This is a genomic window from Mucilaginibacter sp. (assembly GCF_025362475.1).
In the GTDB taxonomy this organism is placed as follows: domain Bacteria; phylum Bacteroidota; class Bacteroidia; order Sphingobacteriales; family Sphingobacteriaceae; genus Mucilaginibacter.
On the sequence record NZ_JANYGH010000005.1, the window covers coordinates 1 to 23,960 of the forward strand.

15 protein-coding genes are annotated in these 23,960 nt (G+C 40.0%); 7 read left to right on the forward strand and 8 right to left on the reverse strand.

Annotation, left to right across the window (positions count from 1 at the left end; translation table 11 throughout):
- Positions 1–212: 212 nt before the first annotated feature.
- The 4 genes from Q0R88_RS01935 to Q0R88_RS01950 form a co-directional block, all read right to left on the reverse strand.
- A complete protein-coding gene (locus Q0R88_RS01935; protein ID WP_295711640.1) occupies positions 213–1,370 on the reverse strand; it encodes a glycoside hydrolase family 18 protein in 1,158 nt (385 codons plus the stop codon).
- 40 nt (positions 1,371–1,410) lie between these two features.
- Complete coding sequence (locus Q0R88_RS01940; protein WP_295711642.1) at positions 1,411–2,589, reverse strand: DUF5009 domain-containing protein; 1,179 nt, start codon at positions 2,587–2,589, stop codon at positions 1,411–1,413.
- Between the two features lie 286 nt (positions 2,590–2,875).
- Positions 2,876–6,433, reverse strand: a complete 3,558-nt coding sequence (locus Q0R88_RS01945) for a carboxypeptidase regulatory-like domain-containing protein (RefSeq protein WP_295711644.1) — start codon at positions 6,431–6,433, stop codon at positions 2,876–2,878.
- A 16-nt stretch (positions 6,434–6,449) separates the two neighbouring features.
- Positions 6,450–8,978 carry a hypothetical protein gene (locus Q0R88_RS01950; RefSeq protein WP_295711646.1) on the reverse strand — a complete coding sequence of 843 codons (2,529 nt, stop codon included), beginning with the start codon at positions 8,976–8,978 and terminating at the stop codon, positions 6,450–6,452.
- Between the two features lie 611 nt (positions 8,979–9,589).
- Between Q0R88_RS01950 and Q0R88_RS01955 the strand changes: the two genes are divergently transcribed.
- Together Q0R88_RS01955 and Q0R88_RS01960 are read left to right on the forward strand one after the other, a co-directional pair.
- On the forward strand, positions 9,590–12,469 hold the full coding sequence (locus Q0R88_RS01955) for a TonB-dependent receptor (RefSeq protein ID WP_295711648.1): 2,880 nt from the start codon (positions 9,590–9,592) through the stop codon (positions 12,467–12,469).
- Positions 12,470–12,617: 148 nt separating this feature from the next.
- Complete coding sequence (locus tag Q0R88_RS01960) at positions 12,618–13,499, forward strand: AraC family transcriptional regulator (protein WP_295711651.1); 882 nt, start codon at positions 12,618–12,620, stop codon at positions 13,497–13,499.
- A 1-nt stretch (position 13,500) separates the two neighbouring features.
- Here Q0R88_RS01960 and Q0R88_RS01965 read toward each other — a convergent pair whose 3' ends face one another.
- A complete protein-coding gene (locus tag Q0R88_RS01965; RefSeq protein WP_295711653.1) occupies positions 13,501–14,190 on the reverse strand; it encodes a methyltransferase domain-containing protein in 690 nt (229 codons plus the stop codon).
- Between the two features lie 60 nt (positions 14,191–14,250).
- Here Q0R88_RS01965 and Q0R88_RS01970 point away from each other — a divergent pair, with 60 nt between their 5' ends.
- Positions 14,251–14,961, forward strand: coding sequence for a DUF92 domain-containing protein (locus Q0R88_RS01970; protein ID WP_295711655.1), 711 nt, complete (start codon positions 14,251–14,253; stop codon positions 14,959–14,961).
- 16 nt (positions 14,962–14,977) lie between these two features.
- The gene (locus tag Q0R88_RS01975) at positions 14,978–15,754 is read left to right on the forward strand and encodes a M90 family metallopeptidase (protein ID WP_295711657.1); all 777 of its coding nucleotides are present in this window, start codon (positions 14,978–14,980) and stop codon (positions 15,752–15,754) included.
- 3 nt (positions 15,755–15,757) lie between these two features.
- Here Q0R88_RS01975 and Q0R88_RS01980 read toward each other — a convergent pair whose 3' ends face one another.
- The gene (locus Q0R88_RS01980; RefSeq protein ID WP_295711659.1) at positions 15,758–16,579 is read right to left on the reverse strand and encodes an MBL fold metallo-hydrolase; all 822 of its coding nucleotides are present in this window, start codon (positions 16,577–16,579) and stop codon (positions 15,758–15,760) included.
- Between the two features lie 161 nt (positions 16,580–16,740).
- Between Q0R88_RS01980 and Q0R88_RS01985 the strand changes: the two genes are divergently transcribed.
- Both Q0R88_RS01985 and Q0R88_RS01990 read left to right on the forward strand, forming a co-directional pair.
- Positions 16,741–17,394 carry a YceH family protein gene (locus Q0R88_RS01985; RefSeq protein ID WP_295711661.1) on the forward strand — a complete coding sequence of 218 codons (654 nt, stop codon included), beginning with the start codon at positions 16,741–16,743 and terminating at the stop codon, positions 17,392–17,394.
- Entirely contained in the window at positions 17,395–17,814 is a 420-nt protein-coding gene (locus Q0R88_RS01990) for a hypothetical protein (protein ID WP_295711663.1), read from the forward strand. It begins immediately after the preceding gene.
- 23 nt (positions 17,815–17,837) lie between these two features.
- Here the strand turns inward: Q0R88_RS01990 and Q0R88_RS01995 are convergent, their stop codons facing one another.
- A complete protein-coding gene (locus tag Q0R88_RS01995) occupies positions 17,838–22,136 on the reverse strand; it encodes a hybrid sensor histidine kinase/response regulator (protein ID WP_295711665.1) in 4,299 nt (1,432 codons plus the stop codon).
- 263 nt (positions 22,137–22,399) lie between these two features.
- Here Q0R88_RS01995 and Q0R88_RS02000 point away from each other — a divergent pair, with 263 nt between their 5' ends.
- Positions 22,400–22,624: a VF530 family protein gene (locus Q0R88_RS02000; RefSeq protein WP_295711666.1), complete on the forward strand. Its 225-nt coding sequence runs from the start codon at positions 22,400–22,402 to the stop codon at positions 22,622–22,624.
- On the opposite strand, the gene Q0R88_RS02005 is transcribed toward Q0R88_RS02000, so the two are convergent.
- Positions 22,621–23,922, reverse strand: coding sequence for a DEAD/DEAH box helicase (locus Q0R88_RS02005; RefSeq protein ID WP_366086598.1), 1,302 nt, complete (start codon positions 23,920–23,922; stop codon positions 22,621–22,623). The two genes, Q0R88_RS02000 and Q0R88_RS02005, sit on opposite strands and share 4 nt — an antisense overlap.
- Positions 23,923–23,960: the final 38 nt, after the last annotated feature.

The following is a 23,960-nucleotide window of genomic DNA, read 5'->3' on the forward strand; positions in this document are numbered from 1 at the left end:
ATCGGCTGTCCGGTAAAAAAAGTACTTTTGCTCATGTTGGTTATTAAAGTGTGGTAACTCTAATATCAACACAAAAGGGGTGGCTTTTAGCTACCCCTTACTTTTTTTCAAAAAATTCGTTTACCGGACAACAGTGCACTGCGTTCAGGATGACAACTTTTCAAAACGTCATTGCCCTCCACTGCCCGGGGAATTTCATCACTACCAATGTTTTATTTAGCGTCCAGTCGCTCATCTATCGCATCCAACAAATATTCTTTTTTATCATCGGCATACTCCCAGAACATTACACCGGCCATTTGGTGATCAACCATATACTGGCATTTATTTTTTACCGACCATTCATCGTCAAAGGTGATAAACTGTTTGGTGCTTGCTTTAAATAAGTAAGGGGCACCGGCAGCATTGTCGCGATAATAAGTGAAACCATTTCGGTTGAGCAGACTGTCTTTTAAATGGGTATAGCCGCCAACCCAGATATGTTCGCCGGTTTTCATGCCAACACCATTTTGGGCCGAATCCTTTACCATTACCGACCGGCCATAAAAGGCGATACCCATAACCAGTTTGCTGGCTGGTACTCCCTGCGCAAGATAAGCTGATACGGCTTTATCGGCCGAGTTATCGGTTTTATATTTATCTGAGGCAAACAGGTTGGTATGATGTACGGCAATACCCAGGGTATCCTGGAAATAATCATAGGTCATGAGGTTAATATAGTCGAGATATTGGGAAACTTTACCCATTTCTGTGTGCTGCAGAAAACGGCTGAAGCCACCTACTGCCGCAGTTAGGAGTTTTTTATTGCCGGTTTCTTTTTCAAGTGCATCAAGCTCTCTTCTTAAATCGGCAAACATGAGGGTATAGTTTTGCTCGTCTTCCTTGCGTACTATGTTATGATCGCCCTGCAAACCGGGGTATTCCCAGTCTATATCAACACCATCCAGTTTGTATTTGCGGATGAGATCAACCGCGCTGGCCGCGAAAGCCTTACGAGCGGTATCGGTAAGTACCGCATCGGAGAAGTTTTTACTCCAGGTCCACCCACCGATAGAAATCAGGATCTTGAGGTCTGGATTTTTCTTTTTTAACGTTAAAAGATTGCGGAAGTTGATTGTGTCGGTACGTTCATGCGTGAGCCATGCCCGGTTGTTGCGCACATTTACAAAAGCATAATTAATATGGGTAAGTTTTTCTGGGTTTACCATGCTCATATCGGTTAGGCCCCTGTAGCCACCAACGTAGCCAATTACTACGTATTTGGATTTTTTAAGCTGTGCTTGAAGGATAAAAGCAGGCATTAAAAACATTAAAAGGCAAAATGTTGCTTTTATTATTAATGTCTTCTTTCTTAAAAGTAAAGTGATCATGGTTAGGTTATATTAAATGGTGATATGAGGTTTTAGGATTTTAAATTTTTAAACGGATGCGTTTCTTTTCCATTAAGCCAACTATCGCAATCAGTATAAAAGCAGTAGCCATGCTTCGTACTAAACCAATGATTCCATTGTTCAATATCTCCGGGTATTTAATATGGAATAACATCAGAATAAATACCTGGAAATAAGGCATCAGGTAGCACGTAAGCGTACTTGTTCCTGCAGGCCAGATTAGTTTAAACCAGTCTTTTTTGCCCTTTACATCAATCAGGAAGATCATTAGCTCGAAAACCAGTATGGTAATACCGCTGCAAATAAAGATCCAGGCAGGGGTGGAGTGTATTTTGGAAATACCTTCGGCATAGGGGCGCACCAATAAACCCAACGCAATTAGCAGTAAGCCAATGCTGCCAAATATCACCCATAATAATTGTGTTTTGTTTTTTGATACCAGCAGGCTGTATATCCCCGAGATCATAACACCACCCATTACTAATGATAACGCTGATGCATCACCAAGTAAAGGGATTTTAAAATTGATGACATCGGTATGTTTGGCAATATTTATGGCAACGAAAACTATCAGCGCAATAACGAGGATATTCATTTTTCCTTTGGCTAAAAGATAGATTAAGGCACAAACCAAGTAAGCCCAGCCAATGATGCCTAAAATACCCCACCAGGAAGTATGCATGCCGTGTACTAATCCGCCATCATCACCTCCTTTGTAGATAACAGCCATGGCGATGAGCAGTAATATTCCAGCCCCGGTAAAGGTGTATCGCCGTATTTTGGTCATAGTGGTAGGATAATCAAGCCAGATAAGGAAGAATGCAATGGTTATTAATATGGCCCACAAAGCTTTAGGTATAATGCCCGCTGCTGAGTTGTAGCTTTCCAGGTTTACATGAAAAAAGCCCATGATAATAAGCGCAGCGCTGCGGGTGAGGATATAGATCAATATAGATGAAAATAAATCGCCTTTAGTCATCCTGTTTTTGATAGCGAAAGGCAGTGAAAGCCCGACAATGAACAAAAATGCAGGGAAAATGGTATCCGCAAATCCCATGGCATCAGCATCGCCATCCGCATGATCTATCCACATGGGTATGTGCTTTACGCCACTGGCATCATTTACAAATATCATGAGCAGCATGGTAATGGCGCGCAGTACATCAATAGATAAAAGGCGTTTGGGAAGTTGATTCATTGCGATGTTTTGATTTCGGATTTATCTTGGAAACAAAGCTATAAGGTAATATTCTTAAGGCGTATTGGCAAGCCACTACATTACTACTACCATGGTAAAAGACAGGTATTTTGAAATAAAAGCTTTGTATTGGAGTACAAAAAAATGAACAATAAGATTCAATTAAGGAGTTAAAAACGGCATTGGCAAAATACTCCGCAGGAATATCATCGTTACCTAATTAAGCACAATGCTGATGGAAGCATTGTGCTTAATTCGATTTTTGAAGACGTAATATCGAAAAAACTTAATTAACGGTATAATTATAAATTTGCCGGCCAATATTGCCTTTGTCATCAATTCCTTCAACCAAAAGGCGATAAGTTCCGGCGCCATCTGAATTATAAAAACTAAATGTAGAGTTGCCGTCTTTATCGGTCAGTAGTTCCGGGTTCCAATAAATGGTTGATCGTAAATCCGGCTGATTAATTATTTTACTTTCATATTTTGGTGCATAAAATTCGCGTGCTTTGTAAAATCCATCAACTGTAATAGGTAATATTCCTTTTGAAGGAATATCCTTCGCCTTTTTTCCTTCGCCCTGCCTTGTTGTTATCACCCATACAGCATTGCCATTTTTAACCCTCATCCCATAAATAGTTGCATTTGCGCCATATAATGCTTCAACTGTTTCTACATCATTGATATTAACACTACTGAAATTATCTACTTCTAAGCCATCTATAATAAACATCCCTGCTTTTTTAGCAAGGCCATGAAATTTTTGAGACAAAACAGAACCAAGATCTGGCCCCAGTTTTTCTAATTCTTCGCGATGGATAACCTGGTCTGCATGGCCCGCCCCACCGTAATTAGATGATCGGTAATTATCATTTCTTTTTACAGATCTTATTTTGACCTCTTTAAGTGCAATTGGCCGGCGGCCAATATATTTCAATGTATTTTCCTGTTGCTTTTTGCTATTATCTAAATAAATGGCCATTAGCTGGTTTATATCACCGTTATTATTAAGAGTAGGGCGGGTAAGTACAGGCGGATTTTTATATTGATTATAAGTAAGCACTGTGTTATTACCGGCTTTAGCATTGATAGCTTGTAGTATAAATTGGGTGCTATCAGTAAAAATCAGGTTGCTGAAAGTGAAGCTTCCGTCATTGCCCGTAATCTGACTCAAAATATCACCGCCGTGCCGTGGCAAAAGTGATACCGTTGCGTTTACAAGTGGCTTGCCCCAGATGCTTTTTGCGATGCCGCTTATTTCAAGTCCTTTCTCGGGTTGGTAAGCAAGCGCAGGGTAACTGTTATCCAACAGTGGTTTCCATTGAAACCTGCGATAACCATGTGTAAGCATTACCAGATCAAGGTTTCCGGTTGTTTCCTGGTTAATGTGGTTAAAATAATAGTTAGGTTGTTCTATAAAGCCTTTTAAATCGCTCTTTAATAACAGCTGGGCAAATATGGAGTTCTCTGCATTATCATCAACCGGTACTTTGCCCGCATCAATCACTGATACCGAGAAATGTCCTTCGGATGGTTCATTTGCCCTGTTTTTTACATTTAAACTGATACTTACCTTGTCACGGTTGGAGTAAACCAATTTATTACTGTTGATCGAGATATTCAACCGGTCGTAATTTTGAACAAATATTAAGCGCTCACACAAAGGTTCTCCTTCTGGCGAAAAAAGAGTAACCGTGGCAACGCCCGTATGTAATCTTCTTTTCAGGATATCAATATCAACTACGGGTTTATCCAGCTTGCAAGCTATAGAAGTAAGCACACCGCCAGACCAGATTAGCAGCCTATACTCCTTATTTTTATTTTCATCAAAATATAGCTTATTAGCCTGTAGCCTAACTGTTGCTTTGGGTATGGAATCGTTATCAATAGAAAAAGCCAAACCCTTGTTTTCAATAGCAGGCAGGTTTATCATATTTTGAGTTCCGTTTGTGTAGGTTAACCTGGCCTTGTAAGTTTTGCCCTGCTGCGGGGTTAAATAAAAATAACCCATGCCCAGGTGTGCAGATACAAAGGTTGAAACAATATTATTTTCATTATCCACGATCACACCGTTAACATCAACGCCTAAGCCCGATGGGGATATCGACTTAAAAGCTATTTTGGATTTAACATCAGCAACCAGCTTGCCTCCCTCCGGAAAGAATTGTACATCGACTTTGTTATTCGCGGCCGATGTTTTTTGAGTACTGTTTTCTGGTATTTTATAGTCACGTATAGAAGCAACCGGTATAATCTGTTCAAAATAATTGTCTTCGCCATCGTTTCGCATCCAGTTGGTATAGGCCCTTATCCTGTAATTTCCTTTTGGCAACGAATCGGCCAGCGCGAAATCGCCCCAGGCCACACCATCTGCCAACTGGAGTTTTATTGATCTATCAATCTTGTTGGTAGTATTGATCAAATCAACATGGAGTATACCGCTCAAACTTGTAAGCTGGTGGTCATCATCCTGCGTAACATAGGCCTTAAAATACACGGTATCGCCGGCGGCATAATAAGGCTTATCAAAATGGAGGTAAGTTTTTTCATTAATATGCTGGTCGGTAAAGGTTTTTAGTTTAGCTATGGCATTTTCTGCAAAAGCAGGCGTCGACGTTGTTGGTAAACTTTGTGGGGCCTCATAATCAACCGGCAAAAGCTCTGCAACGCGGTAATGCCCCCAGGCTCCGCTAAATGATAAACTGTTAGGGTCGGCAAGGCCTCCATTATTATCAACCAAAGCGTTTGGTGTATTAAAGCTTATTAAAGTAGTTTCGGTGTTGATGGGGTCGTTTATATGGTTTAAAGCACCGTTTTTACTAAAGTGGCCATCTTCATTATAGGTAACGTGTAATCCGTCCAGTTCGCAGCTAAGGGCATACATTTTGGGCTGGTCGGTAGGTTTTAGTATATCCGTTTGATCAAGAGGGAAATTCCTTAACGTTTGGAATGTTTTATCCAGCTTTGATTTTTTTACCCAATAGGAGATTGAATCAGCATAGTGTTTATTGCTTGCTTTCAGTTTGGTAAAGTGATCTATCTTTGCTGCAATTATATCATCTGTTGGTCTTAGCGGGTTTGGCTCATAAGCATATTGAAAAATTCGGAAACCTTCTTCATTAATCCGGTTGGCTATAATCGACCGTAAAAAGTGTATGGGTGAATTCTGATAAACATGCTGGCGTTGTTTTTCCCATTTTTTTTGCTGCGATGGTGTGCCCTGCATTTCCTCAAAAAAAACAGACCCTTCATAATGTGTTTTAAGCGTATTAAAATAGTTGCTTTGTTTATAGAAATTACCAAGCAGGTATTTTAACCGGTAGCCCAACGCTTGGTTTTCAATAACCAAAAAATCAACAGATGATGCGGTGAGGGTGTTGGTTTCATCATTATATTCAAGATCAAGCATTTCGGGGTTAATGATTTTACATTGCCTGGCCAGTTGGGATGTACCTATAAAAGCATCCCTAAATTGCTGTAGGTATTTTTGCCGGTTGGCATCATTTTGTGGTTTTATTTTAACTTCCATCAGGCTGATGGTTTTGGGTGCGATGCTTAGATTGGGCAAAGCAATACTGATATTATTCACGATGATTTGCCTGCGATAGGTTTCGAAACCAACAATAGATACAATCAACTCATATTTGCCACTTTTAACCTTGTTTAAAATGAACGTGCCATCATTGGCGGTTTTAGCGCCTATGGTAGCATTGCTTAAAAAAACACTGGCATTGGCCACCGGCGATTGATCTGCCTGGTTTACTATTTTGCCGGATATATTTACCTGCCCAAGACATGTAAACGGGAGTAGCAGAAAAATATAGATGATAAGGTTTCTGATCATAATAATATGGTTATAACTATGGTGTTATTTTCTTTTTTACCGTAAAGTTTAACTGCTTGCTCCAAACTTCTTTTTCATCTGCACCCTGTATTATTACCTTGAACCGGCCAGTGATATCGCCGGTGTAAAAGGAAAGGTCAACTTCATTATTGGAATCTATTTTAATGCCGTAATTCCAGTAGATGTTAGAGAGGTATTCAGGCTCCGGATTGCTTAGTAAAGTTGCATCTATGGGATAATACTCTTTTACCTGGTTTATGCCTTTAATTGATAGCTTGTATTTTTCGTTCGCATTATAATCTTTTGCGAATAAAATACATCCTTTATAAATAATTTCGAAACGTGAATTGGAGACTTTGTAATGACCACCTATAAATGGCTTAAAAGATCCCGGAGTTAATAACGAATGAATTGGGCAATTCAAATATCCAAACACACATACATAATCATTGCATATTCCTTTTTCATTGGCTTTATGCCACTTAATGCCGTCAATAAAATCATCGTTATGGTCTTTAATTATAACCTCTTTTAAAGCGATTGCTTTCTCAAATCCGTTTAATACCTGCATTTGGGTATTTGTTTCTTTTGATAGCTTTCTTTGTTCAATAAGCAGTTGACCAGCCAGATCAATATTGATTTTTTTGTAAGGGTTGTTTACATCAATAGTATAAATATCAGGGAATTTACCGGCAACCATTAACGTGATTTTTTTATCAGGTGATATAACCATGCTTTGGGGAGTTAAATCAAATTTTCCTTTACTATTTGTATTGATTGTTAATAAATTATCTCCTTTAACCACAGTCATTACAGCCGCCTTTTTAAGGAGCTTGCCAGCTATCGTTACATTTCCTAAAAACCGCGCGGATGAGTCATTATTCAGTGTGTCATTTGCCGTCGTTTTAACCAGGTCCGTCCACGTATACCTTCGCCAGCCTTTTACCAAAAGTAAATCCTGTACATAATCCGGGTTGGCATAATTTTTACCCAGGGGATCGGCAGGTAATTGTTGCAGATCATGCTTCAGGTAAACATATGTATCAATATCAGATTGCCTGGTGCTTTCAATGCGGTTGTCCTGTACACAAGCAACAGATACAAGGCCATGAGTAAGCAGGCCATCAGTGTTATTTAGTTTGAGTTTAAGGTTTACTTTTTCGCGGGTACCATATTCAGCCCTATCTGTTTCCAGGGAGATTGTGGTCTTTTGTTTATAATGCGCAAAAAACAAACGTTCGGCTAAGGGCTGGCCCATGCTATCTAACAAAGTAACCGTTGCCAGGCCTTTTGGTGCTTCGTTCAATAATATTTTAACAGTTGTTCCGGCTGGGATTGCCGTTAATTCCTTATAAGCAATGATGTTTTGGTAATTGTGCACCAGCAGGATTACCGTTTGTGATTTAGTGCTTTTTAACTGAATATTTAAGGTGTCTTCGGCTAGTACATTGGTTATATGCATAACTGGTCCATAAGGTAGGGCCTGTGGTAAATTATAGATGGTATCCTTCTGGTTAATGAAACTGCCCGATTTTATCAGCCGGAAAGTATACCTGCAATTTTTTTGGGGAGCGAACTTAAACTTCCCAATGCCGTAATAGTTGGTTTGTATAGTATCGGCAGGTTTATCGTTTTTATACAATACCCCACTTAGTTTTAAGTATTCGCCTGTTGATGAGCGGGCCTCCCAGCCAATAAGATTACTAATACCCTCAACCATGTTGCCGCCTTCGGGGAAAAAACGAATTACAGGTGAGCCCTTTATTATCGGTAAATTGAGGCTAAGAAATTGCAGATCCTTGCCTTGTTTTATAGCTACTCTAAGTAAATTGCCTGCAGTTTTAGGTATAGTTATTGCGTATTCGCCATAAATATCGGTTTTAGCATTGTTTATCTTTTGGCCCAAGGCGTATTCGATATTGGCGATGGGCTTTATTTTTGGGTTTTTATTCTCCACCCTTATTATCGCTTTTAAATTGCCCGTATCATCCCGCACCGTATCAACTAACCTCAGCGAAGAGCTGAAGCCTGCTTCCCCGGTTGTTTTGATAGCAATAGGCTGACTAAAAACATCTGTCGGTTTGCCATTTTTATCCAACACATTACTGTAAGCCAGCAAATGATAATTGCCTGGTGGTATAGTATCGGGCAGGGTAAGGTGACCAAATGATAAGCTATTGGTTATGGCGAATAATTCTTCCATGGCTATTTTCCTATCGTCGTCGTTTACCAATGCCACAGAAAGCGTGTGGTGTTTTTCTTTATCAGCGCTGTTTAAAAGATAGGCCGTAAACCACACATCTTCGTTGTTGGTGTATACTGTTTTATCGAGGTGTAAATAAAAAAGGCCTTTATTATTAATAGCATTATACCGATCTATTTTTTTAATGATGGAGTCTGCTGAAAAAGATGCGTTATTGGCATGCCTGTAATAATTTGCTGCTTGTATTTCATCAACAGGCGTTAAAGCCCTGGTTGCAATAGAGCTTTGCCCAAAACATGTAAACGGGAGTAGCACTATAAAACAAACTATAGTTTTGATCATGGCAATTGCATAAGGTAACCAGGCCCTATAATTTGCTTATAAAAACATGAAACACCAATGAAAATATCGATAGTTAAATGTTGTTATCTGCCTAATTATTAAGCTTGTGTTTTTAGGTTTACTAGATTTTACTAAAGTTATGAAAAAGATTTAATTCATTCACTTATTAGTTGTTGGAAGATCTTTGAACCGAATATGGGCTTTAGCGGTATTGGAAGCGTTTTATTAAGGAAGGCTTATCGATAAATTATCGAGGTGTGTGTATCGTGTTTGTATCGAAATTTATCCCTGAATTTTAGATTTATCCTGTTGTTTTGGGTTTTCTATGATGTGTCTTTGTTTTTTATCTATTTTTTTTGTTTTTAAATTTAATTTATCTTTTTATGTTAAATAAAAGGCATTTTTAAAATTTGTTTTTGATATAAAAAGATTTTTATGTAGAAAATTTTAAAGTTTTATGTTTTATTTTAAGTGTTTTTCAAATAAATGTAAAATTTAATAAAAATTTAACCTGTATTTATATTGGTTTTATGTTAAAATGATAATTTATGAATAAATAATGCTAATTTGTAGGTTAATCAACAGAGTTAATTAATCCAATCAAACAAAGCATGAATTTAAAACTACATTTTTTTCTTTTTGGAGCGTTTTTACTGCTCTGTTCTCCAACTTTCGCGCAAAAGTTAACAGGTACCGTATTAAGTGCCGGGAAATCTATAAGTGCCGGTACCATTAAGGTATCGCCAACAGGTATAGGTACCACAACCGACATTGATGGTAAATATACCTTAACCTTAAAAGCGGGTTCATACCAGGTAAGTTTTTCGGCCGTGGGCTTCGAAAAGAAAACCGTAACTGTGCAGCTTGCCCCTGGCGAAACCAAGGTATTGGACATTGAACTGGCTTCTTCTCAGGAATCTTTAAAAGAGGTAGTAGTGGTAGGAAGCCGTGGTGGTGGTCGCACAAAAATGGATTCGCCGGTACCGGTAGATGTGCTCAAGATGAATCAAATTGGTGAAACTACAGCAAAGCCCGATTTGATGAGCCAGTTAAATCAGGCTGTGCCGTCCTTTAACTACAATAAGCAAAGCGGCGGCGATGGATCTGATGCTATTGATTTTGCCAGTTTGCGCGGCTTAGGCTTTGATCAAACATTGGTGTTGATTAATGGTAAACGCCGCCACCTATCGGCCTTTGTAAACCAGGTTGGCACCCGCGGGCGTGGTAACAGCGGTACCGATTTAAATGCCATACCTGAAGCAGCTATTGACAGGATTGAGATATTACGCGACGGCGCTTCTGCACAATATGGTTCTGATGCCATTGCGGGTGTTATTAATATAGTTTTGAAAAAAGATGTAAATAAACTGAACATCAATATTGGCGGTAGCGGCTACTATGACCATAAATATAATACATTGAATAATGTTGATCCCAGTCAGTATTATACAGGCTCACAGGTAGATGGAAAAACATTTACGTTAGGGATGGATTATGGCCTGGCGATAGGTAAAAACGGTGGCTTTATCAATTTTGGCGGCAACTTTTTGAAGCAGGGTAAAACGTTTAGGGCGGTGCCTGATACCAATTGGGCTACAAATCCAAAAGCTTTAAGTGTTGATGCCTGGAGAAGAGCCTTTGGCGATGGTTCTGTTACATCGGGCGGCGGAATGTACAATATGGAAATTCCTGTCGCCGGCAGCCAAACTACTTTTTATTCTTTTGGTGGCTACAACTATAAACATTCAAACGTTTATGCCTGGACACGCAGGTGGAGCAGTAGCAGCAATCATATAAAATTCCCTACCGATGATAAGGGTAACCTCATATTTGTACCCGGCATTATGCGGGTGTTTGATCCTACCCCAGGGGTTTTAGATACAGCCAATGTGTACTACAATCCACAGGAAGATGTTTACATCAAAGATATGTCCAGTGCATTGGGTTTCAGGGGTACCATAGGCGATGGTTGGGACTGGGATTTGAGTAACAATATTGGCTATAATGATTTTCATTATTGGGGTAATCAAACCTTTAATGCTTCCCTGCCTTTACCTGAACAATATACCAAAACCAGGTTTAATGACGGGGGCTTCAGTTTTTTACAAAACACAGCCAATTTAGATATAACCAAGCATTTTGACCATGTGGCGCAAGGATTAACACTGTCTTTTGGTGGCGAAATGAGGTATGAACGCTATAAGCTATATGCAGGTGAGCCAGACTCCTACAGAAATGGCGGGGCCACTTTAGATGGTGTTTCTAAAGCTTCGGGATCAGAAGGGTACCCCGGTTATCAGCCAACGGATGCAACCACGGCAAATAGGACCAATGAAGCCGGTTATATAGAAGGTACTTTAGATGTAACCAAAGCATGGTTGGTTGATGGTGCTGCCCGGTTTGAACATTACTCTGATTTTGGAGGGGTGAGTACATTCAAATTAGCAACCCGCTATAAGGTAAGCGACAATTTTAATTTAAGAGGCTCTTTCAGTACAGGGTTTAGGGCTCCTTCTTTGCAACAAATGAATTTTAGCAATACCAATACCAACATCATTGCAGGCGAATTGGTTTATGCTAAATTGATTCCAAACTATTCTGACGCAGCCCGCCAGGTTGGGATTCCAAAACTTAGCCAGGAAACTTCTACCAACACCAGCTTAGGTTTTACATGGAAACCTGCTTCTGGTTTTAATGTTACTGTTGATGGTTATATTATTAAAATAAAAAATAGGATAGTAATTACCGGTAGTTTTGATACTACTGTAACCGCCATAAAAAGTTACTTGATAGCTAATAATGTAACAAGCGCCAACTTCTTTACCAATGCGGTAAATACAACCAACAGAGGGCTTGATGTGGTATTGGATTATCGCAAATCATGGGGGAAAAACAGGTTCACGGCGTTACTTGCCGGGAATATTCAAGGGATAACTATTGATAAAGTAAATATCCCGGCCGCGCTGAATGATACCTACGCTCACCAGCAAGCTTACTTTAGTACAAGGGAAGCTGCCTTTTTAAAAGCTTCTGCTCCCCGGCAAAAGTTTTCTTTAGGGCTTGAATACGGATACGGCAAATTTGCGGCAGGTTCTCACATTACTTATTTCGGTCAATTGACAACACAGGGTTTTGGTTATAGTAGTGTGCCGGGTGCAAACCCAGACGGACCGGGAGGCGCTAATACTTCTGCTTCGGGCAATGGATGGGATCCTTATGTTGATTTGGATAACGGTAAAGGCGTTGTTCCCGAAAACTTTGTTTTCCATGGAAAAGCTACTACTGATTTATATGTATCATATAAAGTATCTAAACAGATATCGTGGACTGTTGGTGTAGATAACATATTTAATGTACACCCAGACTTAGCGGTTACAGAAGGTGCCCATCAATCATCCTGGGGTGATAGTGAATCGGGAGGACCTTTTGATGCTGTACAAATGGGCTTTAATGGCATGAGAATGTTTACCAAACTGGCATTCCATTTTTAATAGAACTACGTATAAGTATTATCCCCCGACTCTTTTGAGCCGGGGGATTTTTTTTGATAGTGTCGCTGGTTTTTTACAAATATTATCCCGTATATTGAATTAATAAGAAATTTTATGATAATATTTGCTTGTTAATGAGCGAGTATATATGAAGGTTTTACAGTTTACCATTCCTGTGCCCCATGATAAAAGCGTAATTGCCGATCAATTTAGTCTGCCTTATTTTTATCCATATCTGCACAGGCATAAAGAAACGCAGATAACCTGGATACAGCAGGGTGAGGGCACCCTCATTGCCGGCAATAATATGCATCACTTTGCCCCTGGTGATGTTTTTTTATTGGGCGCCAATCTGCCTCATCTGTTTAAAAGTAATCCGGAGTATTTTGAAAATGAAACGGAGGACGCTATAAGTGCATTGAGTATATTTTTTAATACGGAGGGGATACTTACCGCGCTTTTTGATTTGCCCGAAATGAGGGGTTATAAGTTATTTATCCAGCAGCATCAGCAAGGCTTTAAAATACCGGCAGATGATGCGGAGTATATTTTAACGAATATGACCTCGTTGCGGGATGCCAGTGGGGCGGATCAGCTTATGCAATTTATGAAATTATTGAAGGGATTAAGCGGTATAAACCAACAGCTGCAACCGCTTTCATCCTACGGAAATTTGCCGGGCATTACCGAAAATGAAGGAATTAGGATAGGCAACATATACAATTATATCATACAAAACTACGCCGAAGCTATCACGTTGGAAGACGTAGCCAAAGCGGCTTTTATGACGTCCGAATCTTTTTGCCGTTACTTTAAAAAGCACACGGGTAATACTTTTATAACTTTTTTGAACGAGGTGCGCATCAACGAAGCTTGTAAAATGCTCACGGGCAATAAATCAGATAGCATAGCCGCGGTAGCTTATAGATGCGGGTTTAAAAGCATCACCAATTTTAACCGGGTGTTTCGGTCGGTAACGCAAAGTTCGCCAAGGGAGTACCTGGAAAATTATAATGGGAAAATCAATTAGTTCACTTTACCGTCAATCTTACCAAATACTGTTGATATTCATCTTCCAGTAAAACTTCCATATCAAATCCGGCTTCCTGAACAATAGTGATCAATGTTTTTTCATCAACGTAAAGCCATGGAAACCAGTCGGTTTTTGCACGATTGTATTGATACTGGTAACTGAGTTCTCCATAGTATTTGCCGGTATCGGGCATGTTTCCCTCATACAGGTACGCAATATCCGATGAATCGAATAATAACTGACCGCCTTTATTAAGCAAGCTTTTTACATGCTCTAAAAACACTTTAAGATTTTCTAAGGTTCCTGTCAGGCCGATGCCGTTCATTAGTAACAGCAGTGTATCGTATTTGCGTTCCTTAAATTCAAATATATCGGCGGTGATTATCTTTTTTACACCACGCGCCTGCATTATATCTGCGGCAAATGCCGATATCTCCAGGGCTGTTACATCAAAGCCACGTTCCTGTAGTACCAGGGCATGGCTGCCGGCACCTGCGCCAATATCAAGTACTTCGCCACGGCACTCGTTAAGTGCAAGCCATTCTATATCAGGCATATCATCCTCATCGCGGAAATAAGTTTCAATAGGCATTTCTTCCTTTGGGCCATATTGGTTGTTGATCCAAAGCTTATGTGGTGGATTCTTGTAATAATGATCGTGTATGGCCTGGCCTAAAATATCTTTCATGCAGGGGCAAAAGTATGAATTGGCGGCATAATTATCGGCACAATAAATACCTTTGGTAATATGTTTAGCGGCTATACTTTATTAATACTCATTATAATTACGGGAATAATTTACAGCGTGGCCGCCCGGAAACTAACTTTTGCCGCTGCCTTAACCGGTGGGGTAGTAGCTTACGGCGTTTTTATTGGCGCTGGTTTCACCGGTATTGCTATGATGACTACCTTTTTTATCTTAGGATCGGCGGCAACCTCGTTCCAGCAAAATAAAAAACAGGCTTTTACCATTGCAGAAGAACGAAAAAGCGGGAGAACAACCGGGCAGGTGCTGGCTAATGCAGGGGTAGGAGGAATAGCGGGGTTATTGGTGCTGTTATATCCTCAATTAACTCATTTGCTGGTGCTGATGATGGCAGCCAGCTTTGCTTCAGCTACGGCAGATACGCTGTCATCCGAATTGGGTACAGTTTATGGTAAGCGTTTCTATAACATCATCAGCCTGAAACCGGATCAGCGTGGATTAGATGGGGTGATAAGCCTGGAAGGAACATTAACAGGCATTGCCGGAAGTTGTGTAATCGCGGTAATTTATGCTATTGGTTTTGGATGGGATTTAAACCTCATCTGGATTGTTGTTGCAGGAACAATAGGGAATTTAAGTGATTCGGTAATGGGTTCGTTACTGGAGCGTAAGCATTACATCGGCAATAACACCGTAAACTTTTTAAATACCTTGATAGCTGCTTTAGTTATGCTGTTGCTTTACTTTATTTAATACTGATATTTACCAAATGACTTTTATTTTAATAGGTTTTATTGTTTTTGCATTGATTGCTTATTTCTTTTTAAAGAACAACAAGGCAAAAACAGCCAATAGTATTTCAAATGCAGGTTACAGATCAATATTAGCGCAGCACATTCAATTTTATCAGCAGCTTGATGAAGTAGGCAAGCAGGTATTTGAGCAGAAAATAAATGCATTTCTTAGCGGTATTACCATCGAAGGGGTAGGTATAATAGTTGATGATACCGATAGGGTGATGATAGCCTCAAGCGCGGTAATACCCATCTTTGGATTTAAGGATTGGAGGTATCAGAATTTAACCAATGTGATATTGTATCCCGATACCTTTGATAGTGAGTTTCAGTTTGAGGGCGAAAACCGGAGCATATTGGGGATGGTAGGTACCGGGTATATGAATGGGCAAATGATTTTATCGAGAGCGGCCTTAATAAAAGGGTTTTCAAACTCAGCCGGAAGGGAAAATACCGCCATTCACGAATTTGTGCACCTGCTGGATAAAAGCGATGGAGCAACTAATGGTGTGCCCGAAAATCTACTGGCGCACGATTATGTTTTGCCCTGGTTAAAAATGATACACCAGGAAATTCATAAAATAGAAGAAGGTAAATCTGATATTAACCCTTACGCTATTACCAACGAAGCCGAATTTTTTGCTGTGGCGGCCGAGTACTTTTTCCAAAAACCTGACGAACTAAAGCATAAACACCCGGAACTATATGAAATGCTGAGTACTATATTTATGCAGGATAGGGCAGTGGATTAAATTTTACAGCGAATTAAAACCAAAATCCAGTTGACCGGCCATTTCTAAAGTATTGCCGGTATGACCAATATGATAAACCGGTGTTTCCTCATGCCTTGATGCAACAACTATTTTGATCCCATCGGCACAGTTTGTAAATAAGTCTTCTACCAGTTTGGGGTCGTTATTGTTTTTGGATAGATGGGCCAGCAGTAAATGCGTCATGTGGGCCGGCCGGTGCGTCATAAACAACGCTAATGCCTGTTTGTTGCTCAGGTGGCCCTTGCCTCCGCGGATTCGCTTTTTAAGGTGATAAGGGTACCCGCCATTCTCCAACATGTCTTCATCATAGTTAGCCTCCAGAAATGCGGCATGGCACTGACTAAAATAGCGGATCAACTGATCGCATACAACGCCCAGGTCAGTAAATACACCTACTTTAATATCACGGCAGCTAACAATAAAACTGTGTGGCTCGGTGGCGTCATGTATTTTAGGGAAAGAAGTAACTTCCAGCTCACCAATAGTTATTGTTTCAAATTCCCGCAGATGGTGAACCAATTTCTCATCCACAGTATTACCTAAATGGAGCAATGTACCGGGCGTGATATAAACCGGGAGGTTAAATTTTTTGGCCAATACAGGGATACCGCGAATATGATCAGAGTGTTCATGCGATACAAAAATCGCCTTTACTTTGCTCATGGAAAGCCCAAGCCGGGTCATCCGTTTTTCAGTTTCACGGCATGATATGCCGGCATCAACCAATATAGCCTCCCGCTCGTTCCCTACGTAATAGCAATTGCCGTTACTCCCCGAATTTAGTGATGTAATGAATAAAGACATGTTTTTGAGCCAAAAACTGAAGGCCGAAAGCTAAAAGCTGCCCTTCAATTGTATGGTACAAAGTAACGGATTTACCCCCTATTTTTAGTTGTTGCAACCTCTTCCTTTTTAAAAATAAGTATCAATTTTTTGAGGTTATAAAAAGCTGCTTATATTTAGCCATGGATTCACCACAAACTTTACCCATACTTGATGCAGTTGAACTGCGCGTGCTTGGCTCGCTAATGGAAAAAAGCAAAACCACGCCAGATTATTATCCAATGACTCTCAATGGTTTAACTGCAGCCTGCAATCAAAAAACATCGCGCAAGCCGGTAGTGAATTATGATGATGGTACAGTTACCGAAGCCTTAAATACATTAAAAAGGCGCGGACTGATTTCGACAGCAACCGGCGGATCTATCCGTAACATCAAATACAAGCACAATTTTGCCATTGTTTTCCCGGTGATCCCGGCCGAGGTAGCATTAATTTGCCTGCTGATATTGCGTGGTCCGCAAACACCGGGTGAGCTGAATACCAATTCGGGCAGGTTATATGAGTTTGAATCGATAGAAGAAGTACAGGAAATGCTGGAGAAACTGTCTGATCCGGCTATGCCTTATATTGTACAATTACCAAAACGCCCCGGTCAAAAAGAACAGAGGTATGCTCATTTATTAGCTGGTACACCAGAGATAAGCGACGATGACGAAGTGGAAGAAACAGGCGGTAGATCATCCGGTGGATTAGAAGCGCGTGTTGTTAAATTGGAGCATGACCTTGCCGAAATGAAGGAGGCTTTTGATAAGCTGATGAAAGAATTGATGGGATAGATGAATACTGCAGATCGAAATTTTTACAAACTTGCAGAAAGCGACAGCTTGATACTAGGGCATGAATTTGAATATGCCTTTCTGATAAGTAAACACGGTAAGAAAGAAGTTTTCTGTTACGAATTTGCTTATGGTGACCCTGGTTGTGGATTGATTGGACCAGATAATAATTGGTGTGCGGTTGGTGGTAATGAATTAGTTGTTTGGACAAGAGCTAAAGGAACCCAACAATTTTTAGAGCCTGAAATTTGTTGGATTAGTGCAATGAGATTGAAATCGTTTAATGAATTAGAATTTTTAGTTGATCCATATTCTGAATATGGCGCCGTCTGGTCTTTAAACATTCAAACTATGGAGAAATATAAGATTAGAGATTTTTATTTAAGCAGTGAACCATATACTGATGATATTCACTGGTAAAATAAGCGGTGTCCATTCAATTATTAGACTTTCTTACCCACCAAACTCATCATCTTATAAGCCGCCTTCAAAACTGTAATTAATCCCTCCGGCTTCATGGGTTTGGCAATATAATCATCCATACCTTCACTAATGCACAGATCGCGGTCATCAGGACCCGCGTTAGCGGTCATGGCTATAATGAAAGGCTGTAGTTTACGGTTGCTATCGCGGATGGAACGGGTGGCCTCAAAACCATCCATTTCGGGCATTTGGATGTCCATCAGTATCACGTTAAAATCCTGTTCATCCAGTTTTTGCAATACTTCAAGCCCGTTTTCGGCTAATGCAAATTCATACCCCAATTTGTTTAGCATGCGGCTAATGAGTTTTTGATTTACCAGGTTATCTTCCGCAACCAGGATATGGAGCGGGAACTCAGCGGCGAATTTTTCATCAAGAAGCTTTACAGCTTTAGTTTCAATCTCGGGCGTATTTCCATATCCTCTTAATTCTGCCTGGATGCTTTTACCCAGTTGATTTTGCTTAACAGGCTTGGTTAAAATGGCTGAGAATAGTCCCGGATATTTTGTTTTTGAACCGTCGCCAATGGAGCTCAGCATTATAATAGGGAGCTGTGCATATTTAGCCTTAACGGCCGTAGCAAAACCGACACCATCCATAAATGGCATCTCCATATCTGTAATGATGAGATTGTAATCCTGGTTATTGGGCAGCAAATCAAGACCTTCCGCAGCTGATGAGGCAGTTGTGGTGATTAATCCCCATTGCTCCAATTGGGTTTTAAGTATAAAAAGGTTGGTTTGGTTATCATCAACAACCAATACTTTTTTGCCTTCAAGAAGGGAAGTGTCAAAAACAAGCGGTACATGTTTAGATTGTTTTTTACTTACGGCAACTTTAATGGTAAACACAAATACCGAACCTTCGCCGTAAACGCTTTCTGCCCAAATATCTCCTCCCATCAGTTTTACCAAACGCTGGCTGATAACCAAACCTAAACCGGTACCGCCATACTTACGTGTAGTTGATGAATCTGCCTGCCAAAATGCATTGAATAGGCTGGATACCTTTTTTTCGGGGATACCAATTCCTGTGTCCATTACGCTAAAACCTATCTCAATATCACCGTTGCTATGGGTTTTTGAAAGAAAAACTTTTATAAATACTTCGCCTTGCTGGGTAAACTTTAGGGCATTGCTGGTTAAATTACTCATTACCTGTTTTAAGCGCAGGCTATCACCCACAACCTGGTTTGGCAGGGCAGCATCTATCTGGTAAACCAACTCCAGACCTTGCTGCGAGGCTTTAGGTGCAAACAGGTCAAGTACATCTTCGATACAATGGCGCAGGTCGAAATCTTCTTCCTCCATCTCCATTTTGCCCGATTCTATCTTTGAAAAATCGAGAATGTCATTGATCACGTTAACCAGGCTATCGCCGCATGATATGATCGTATCCGTGTATTCACGTTGTTCCATATTCAGTTCGGTTTCACTTAAAAGTGAAGCCATACCAATTACACCGTTCATGGGCGTACGTATTTCATGGCTCATGGTAGCCAGGAATATACTTTTGGCTTGGTTGGCCTTATCTGCTTCTTCGCGGGCCTCTTTTTCATGGGTCATGTGAACTTCCAGCTCTTCTGATTGCGATAACAGCTCCTCATTAAGAGCCTGCAACTCTTCAGATTGTGCCTGCAGATCGGAATTTAATTGCTGCAGGTCGTCGGATTGTTTTTTTAGCGCTTCCGACTGGTATAAAACCTCGGCGGTACGTTCAGATACCTGTTGTTCCAATAAATATTTTTGCTTTTCTATATTGTTTACCTTCCATCGGTAAAGACTATAAATTATAGCAAATATGCCCAATAAAGTACCCAAAATAAACCACCAGGTTAGCCAGAAAGGAGGTAAAACGGTAAGATTTAAACTCAATTCGTGTTTTGACCATTTGCCGTCGCCATTACGGCTTTTTACCTTTAATATGTAGTTACCGGCTGGCAGGTTGGTATAAGTAGCTGAGTTTTTGCTGCCAACATAATTCCAGTTTTTATCGAAGTTTACTAACTGATATGCGTATTCTTTTTTATTGGCCTGCACAAAATCCAACGATACAAATTCAAAAGAGATAACCGATTGCCTGTGGAGCAACGTAATCGATTTTGTCTCAGAAATGTCCTCTTTTAAAGGGGAGTGGTCGTTATCATTTTGAGCTACAGGAACTGTTTTATTAAAAATTTGGAAATCTGTTAATATCAGTGGAGGATCATAGGTAGTTTCCATTACCTTATCCGGATCAAACATATTGAACCCGTTAACGCCACCAAAATAAATAATACCGTCGTGGCTCTTTACTGCCGAGTGAGGCTTAAATTCATCCGATTGCAAACCGTCCTCAATATTGAAATTATGGAATTTTTTTGTCCGCGGATTAAACCTCGATACGCCATTGTTGGTGCTTATCCATAGGTTGCCATTGTTATCTTCCCTTATAGCATAAGTATAATTGTTTGGCAGGCCATCGCTTGCTTTATAGGTAAAAAACTTGTTTGTTTTTTGATCAAACCGGGTAAGGCCATCATAAGTGCATATCCATATGGTTCCAACATGGTCTTCAAACAAATCAAGCGCCGCATTATTGCCCAAACTGTTTTTTGAAATGTTGTATCTGAATATCTTAAAGGTATTGGTCTCTGGCTCAAACAAGTCAAGGCTGCCATCATTGGTGCCCACCCAAAGGTTACCTTTAGTATCACTTAAAAGGGAGTTTATATTATCGCTGCTAATGCTTTTCGGGTTATTAGGGTCATGCCGGTAATGGATAAAGCCATTTGTTTTGGGGTTAAACAATTCAAGCCCCTGGCCAAGTGTGCCAAACCATATTTTATGATCGGGAGCAGCAGCAACGGCATAAACATTGTTTCCGCTTAAACTGGTCGAGTCATTGGGATTGTTCCTGTACGATTTGAATTTATGGGTTTGCAGATCCATTACACTCACTCCATCTCCCCAGGTGCCTATCCATAAATTATCCCGGTCATCTTCTTTTAATGCCAAAACATAATTGCCGCCGATGGTTGTTTTGTCTTTATCACTGTACCGGTAAGCTTTAAAACTGCCTGTTTGAGGATTAAATTGGTTCAGTCCGCCGCCATCGGTACCAAGCCATATATTGTTTTCTTTATCTTCAGCAATACTCAGCACAAAGTTGTTTGATAAGCTATTGGCCAACGAATTATGATTGTAGTGAATAAAATTTTCTTTTACTTTTTTGTATAAACTGATACCAGCGGCAAAGCCGCTTATCCACATATTACCTACTTTATCTTTCAAAATCACATCAACAGAATTGCTGGATATGCTGCTGTTATCCACCTCGTCCTGGGAATGGTTGCTAAATGTTGCTTTCTCGTAATTAAATATGCTCAGACCTCCGTTTTCTGTACCTATCCATAAATTATGATTGCTGTCTTCGCCAAGGCACTGTATGTTGTTATGTGATAGCGAATTGCTATTGTTGGGGTTATTTTTGAAATGTTTAAAAGTTAAAGTATTGGCATCGTAAAGGTTTAAGCCGCCCTCGGTAACACCAATCCATAAACGGTGGCTGCTATCTTCAAAAATGGAAGTTATTTTATTGGCAGATATTGTTTTTCCATCTTTTTCATCGTGCTTAAAGCTGGTGAAGCTTTTGGTTTTCGGATCAAAAAGATTAAGGCCGCCATTTGATGTTCCTATCCATACATTATTTTGAGTATCAACATATATTACCCTCGCATTATCGTCACTTAAACTACGTGGATCATTCTTGTTGTACTTGTAATGAATGAATTTGTTTTCATTGATGATGTATTCATCAACGCCATCCTTTAAAGTGGCTATCCATAAATTACCATTCTTATCCAAAGCAATATTTACCGTGAAATTATTGGTAAGGCTGTTTTGTAGTTTATCGTTATGCAGGTAGTGGTAAAAGCGATTTTTTTTACGGTCGTATTTATTAACCCCTCCGCTTGTAGCTATCCACAGATCGCCGTTTTTATCTTCAACAATATGGTTTACATAATTGTTGCTGATGCTGGTGTTGTCATTAATATCATTCCGGAAGATCTTGAATTTACTGCCATCGAACCTGTTAAGCCCGTCACGGGTACCTACCCATATAAATCCGCGGTGGTCTTGTATCAGGGAGTTGACATTAAGTTCTGAAAGGTTTTCCTTACTGCCAATACGCTGGAAATGTATGGGCCGGTCCTGGGCAATTACAAACAATGATATAGCTTGAAAAAGTAAGATCAGATAAAGCTTATAGCCATTCATTGATATCAGGATGTTATAAAATTGGATGTATTGTATAAATAACCCAGATCTTGGAAATTAAGTAATTAACTGGAACGCCGGGGTATACCTGTTTAAACGTGGAACAACCTGATTTAGTTATGCCTAAGCTAAAGTTAAATTAATAGATACCTTGTAGTTTTGCACAACGTGCCGAATAAACGAACTTAAAAACTTCCCGTTTCCTTTGGCAGCTATGCGCGTTACCTTAAAAACAATATAAAGCTATTTTTTTACCTTTGCATATGCCTCAACAAGTAAATAACCCGCTACACGGTAAAACATTAGAGATGATATTGAACGAGCTGGTGGCCCGTTTCGGTTGGCCGGAGCTTGGCTACCAGATACGGATAAATTGCTTTTTGGAGGATCCAAGCATATCGTCAAGCCTTAAATTTTTGCGCAAAACGCCCTGGGCCCGCAAAAAGGTTGAGGACATGTACATTCATTACTTTACAAAAAAGAATTAGTGCTTGCGCTTATTGTTCATCTTGGCCTTTTGCCCCGAACTAAAGTTGTAAGTTTTTGAGTTGGCTGCTTTTTTTTCATGAAAGGCAGCACCTGCAACAAGAGCATCTGGATTTGGTTTAGTTGCTTTCTCCTCTTTTTTAACTTTCAGTTCTTTTTCAATAATTAGCTCTGCAGGCAATTCGGCAATTGATATTTTTTTGCCAATAGCCTGCTCAATCTTCTTAACCTGGCTAAGCTCAAGATCGGTAGCAAAGGTTAGGGCCATTGTTTCGTTTTCGCTATCGGGCAGGTGATTAGTGATACGCTCAATAAACATGTCCTTTTCTGCTGGCAAATCAAAATGGATCAGGAAGGGGATATCTGTAAGGTTGATGGTTTCCTCGTTTTCATTGGCAACCAGTAGTACTCTTGAACTTTCATCGGCCTTAAAATCTTCGATGCTTTTAAAACCTGGGCTATCAAAAAACTGGGGATTTAAATAGGCAACTGCTGTACGCAAACGTGTTTGAAGGCTTTTATATACTTTTTCGGCTGTAGCGCGGGTGTTTACAAACACAACGGTTTTGGTAAACAGCTCCTCATCGTACATGAATAAATTAAGCAGGTTTAGTTTGGTACCAAAGTTTGGTACATTATATAATAACTGTGGATAGGTTTCTATTGGTTTCTCTGCTAATGCTTCTACCTCGATGATAGTAGGCTCATGCATAAAAGGAGCTAACATTTTTTCCAGCTTGCTATGCATTACCTCGGTAAATACCAGTTTTTGACTTTTGCCGATGCTGTTGGCCAGTTCAACTACAGGTAGTTGCAAACCTTTTTTTATCATCTCATCGGCATCATCAACCACAAACAGAACAACCTTATTAAGGTTAAGAGCAAGTTTCAGGTAGATAGCTCTTGCCCTGTCAGGAGTGGCAACAACAATATCGGCACCATCAGCAAGTGCATCCATTTGTGCTTCTATACCTGGCGCTACATACAGGCCAACAATTTTAATGGATTTATTTTTATTAAGAAGATCAAATTGTTCAATTACGCTTAATACATCTTCTTTCTCAGGTACCAGGATCAATACATGCGGAACGCCTTCTGGTGCATAATTAAAGCGGTTTAACACACCTAAAACGTAAGTGGTAGTTTTGCCGCTGCCTTCATGCCCTATGGCAATAATATCCTGGCCGCCAACTATTCTTGACAAGGTTTTTAGTTGCAGTTCTTTAGGGTTTGTAAAACCAGCTTCATTTACCGACCGAACAAGTTGCTTTTTTAGCTTCAATTTTTCAAACCACACCATCTGAGAACCTTATTAAATTATATTTAAGAGGGCGAATT

Excerpts from the sequence above, each read along its gene's own strand:
- Q0R88_RS01935 (WP_295711640.1), bottom strand. The coding sequence starts at position 1,370 with ATGATCACTTTACTTTTAAGAAAGAAGACATTAATAATAAAAGCAACA.
- Q0R88_RS01940 (WP_295711642.1), bottom strand. The coding sequence starts at position 2,589 with ATGAATCAACTTCCCAAACGCCTTTTATCTATTGATGTACTGCGCGCC.
- Q0R88_RS01945 (WP_295711644.1), bottom strand. The coding sequence starts at position 6,433 with ATGATCAGAAACCTTATCATCTATATTTTTCTGCTACTCCCGTTTACA.
- Q0R88_RS01950 (WP_295711646.1), bottom strand. The coding sequence starts at position 8,978 with ATGATCAAAACTATAGTTTGTTTTATAGTGCTACTCCCGTTTACATGT.
- Q0R88_RS01955 (WP_295711648.1), top strand. The coding sequence starts at position 9,590 with ATGAATTTAAAACTACATTTTTTTCTTTTTGGAGCGTTTTTACTGCTC.
- Q0R88_RS01960 (WP_295711651.1), top strand. The coding sequence starts at position 12,618 with ATGAAGGTTTTACAGTTTACCATTCCTGTGCCCCATGATAAAAGCGTA.
- Q0R88_RS01965 (WP_295711653.1), bottom strand. The coding sequence starts at position 14,190 with ATGAAAGATATTTTAGGCCAGGCCATACACGATCATTATTACAAGAAT.
- Q0R88_RS01970 (WP_295711655.1), top strand. The coding sequence starts at position 14,251 with ATGTTTAGCGGCTATACTTTATTAATACTCATTATAATTACGGGAATA.
- Q0R88_RS01975 (WP_295711657.1), top strand. The coding sequence starts at position 14,978 with ATGACTTTTATTTTAATAGGTTTTATTGTTTTTGCATTGATTGCTTAT.
- Q0R88_RS01980 (WP_295711659.1), bottom strand. The coding sequence starts at position 16,579 with ATGTCTTTATTCATTACATCACTAAATTCGGGGAGTAACGGCAATTGC.
- Q0R88_RS01985 (WP_295711661.1), top strand. The coding sequence starts at position 16,741 with ATGGATTCACCACAAACTTTACCCATACTTGATGCAGTTGAACTGCGC.
- Q0R88_RS01990 (WP_295711663.1), top strand. The coding sequence starts at position 17,395 with ATGAATACTGCAGATCGAAATTTTTACAAACTTGCAGAAAGCGACAGC.
- Q0R88_RS01995 (WP_295711665.1), bottom strand. The coding sequence starts at position 22,136 with ATGAATGGCTATAAGCTTTATCTGATCTTACTTTTTCAAGCTATATCA.
- Q0R88_RS02000 (WP_295711666.1), top strand. The coding sequence starts at position 22,400 with ATGCCTCAACAAGTAAATAACCCGCTACACGGTAAAACATTAGAGATG.
- Q0R88_RS02005 (WP_366086598.1), bottom strand. The coding sequence starts at position 23,922 with ATGGTGTGGTTTGAAAAATTGAAGCTAAAAAAGCAACTTGTTCGGTCG.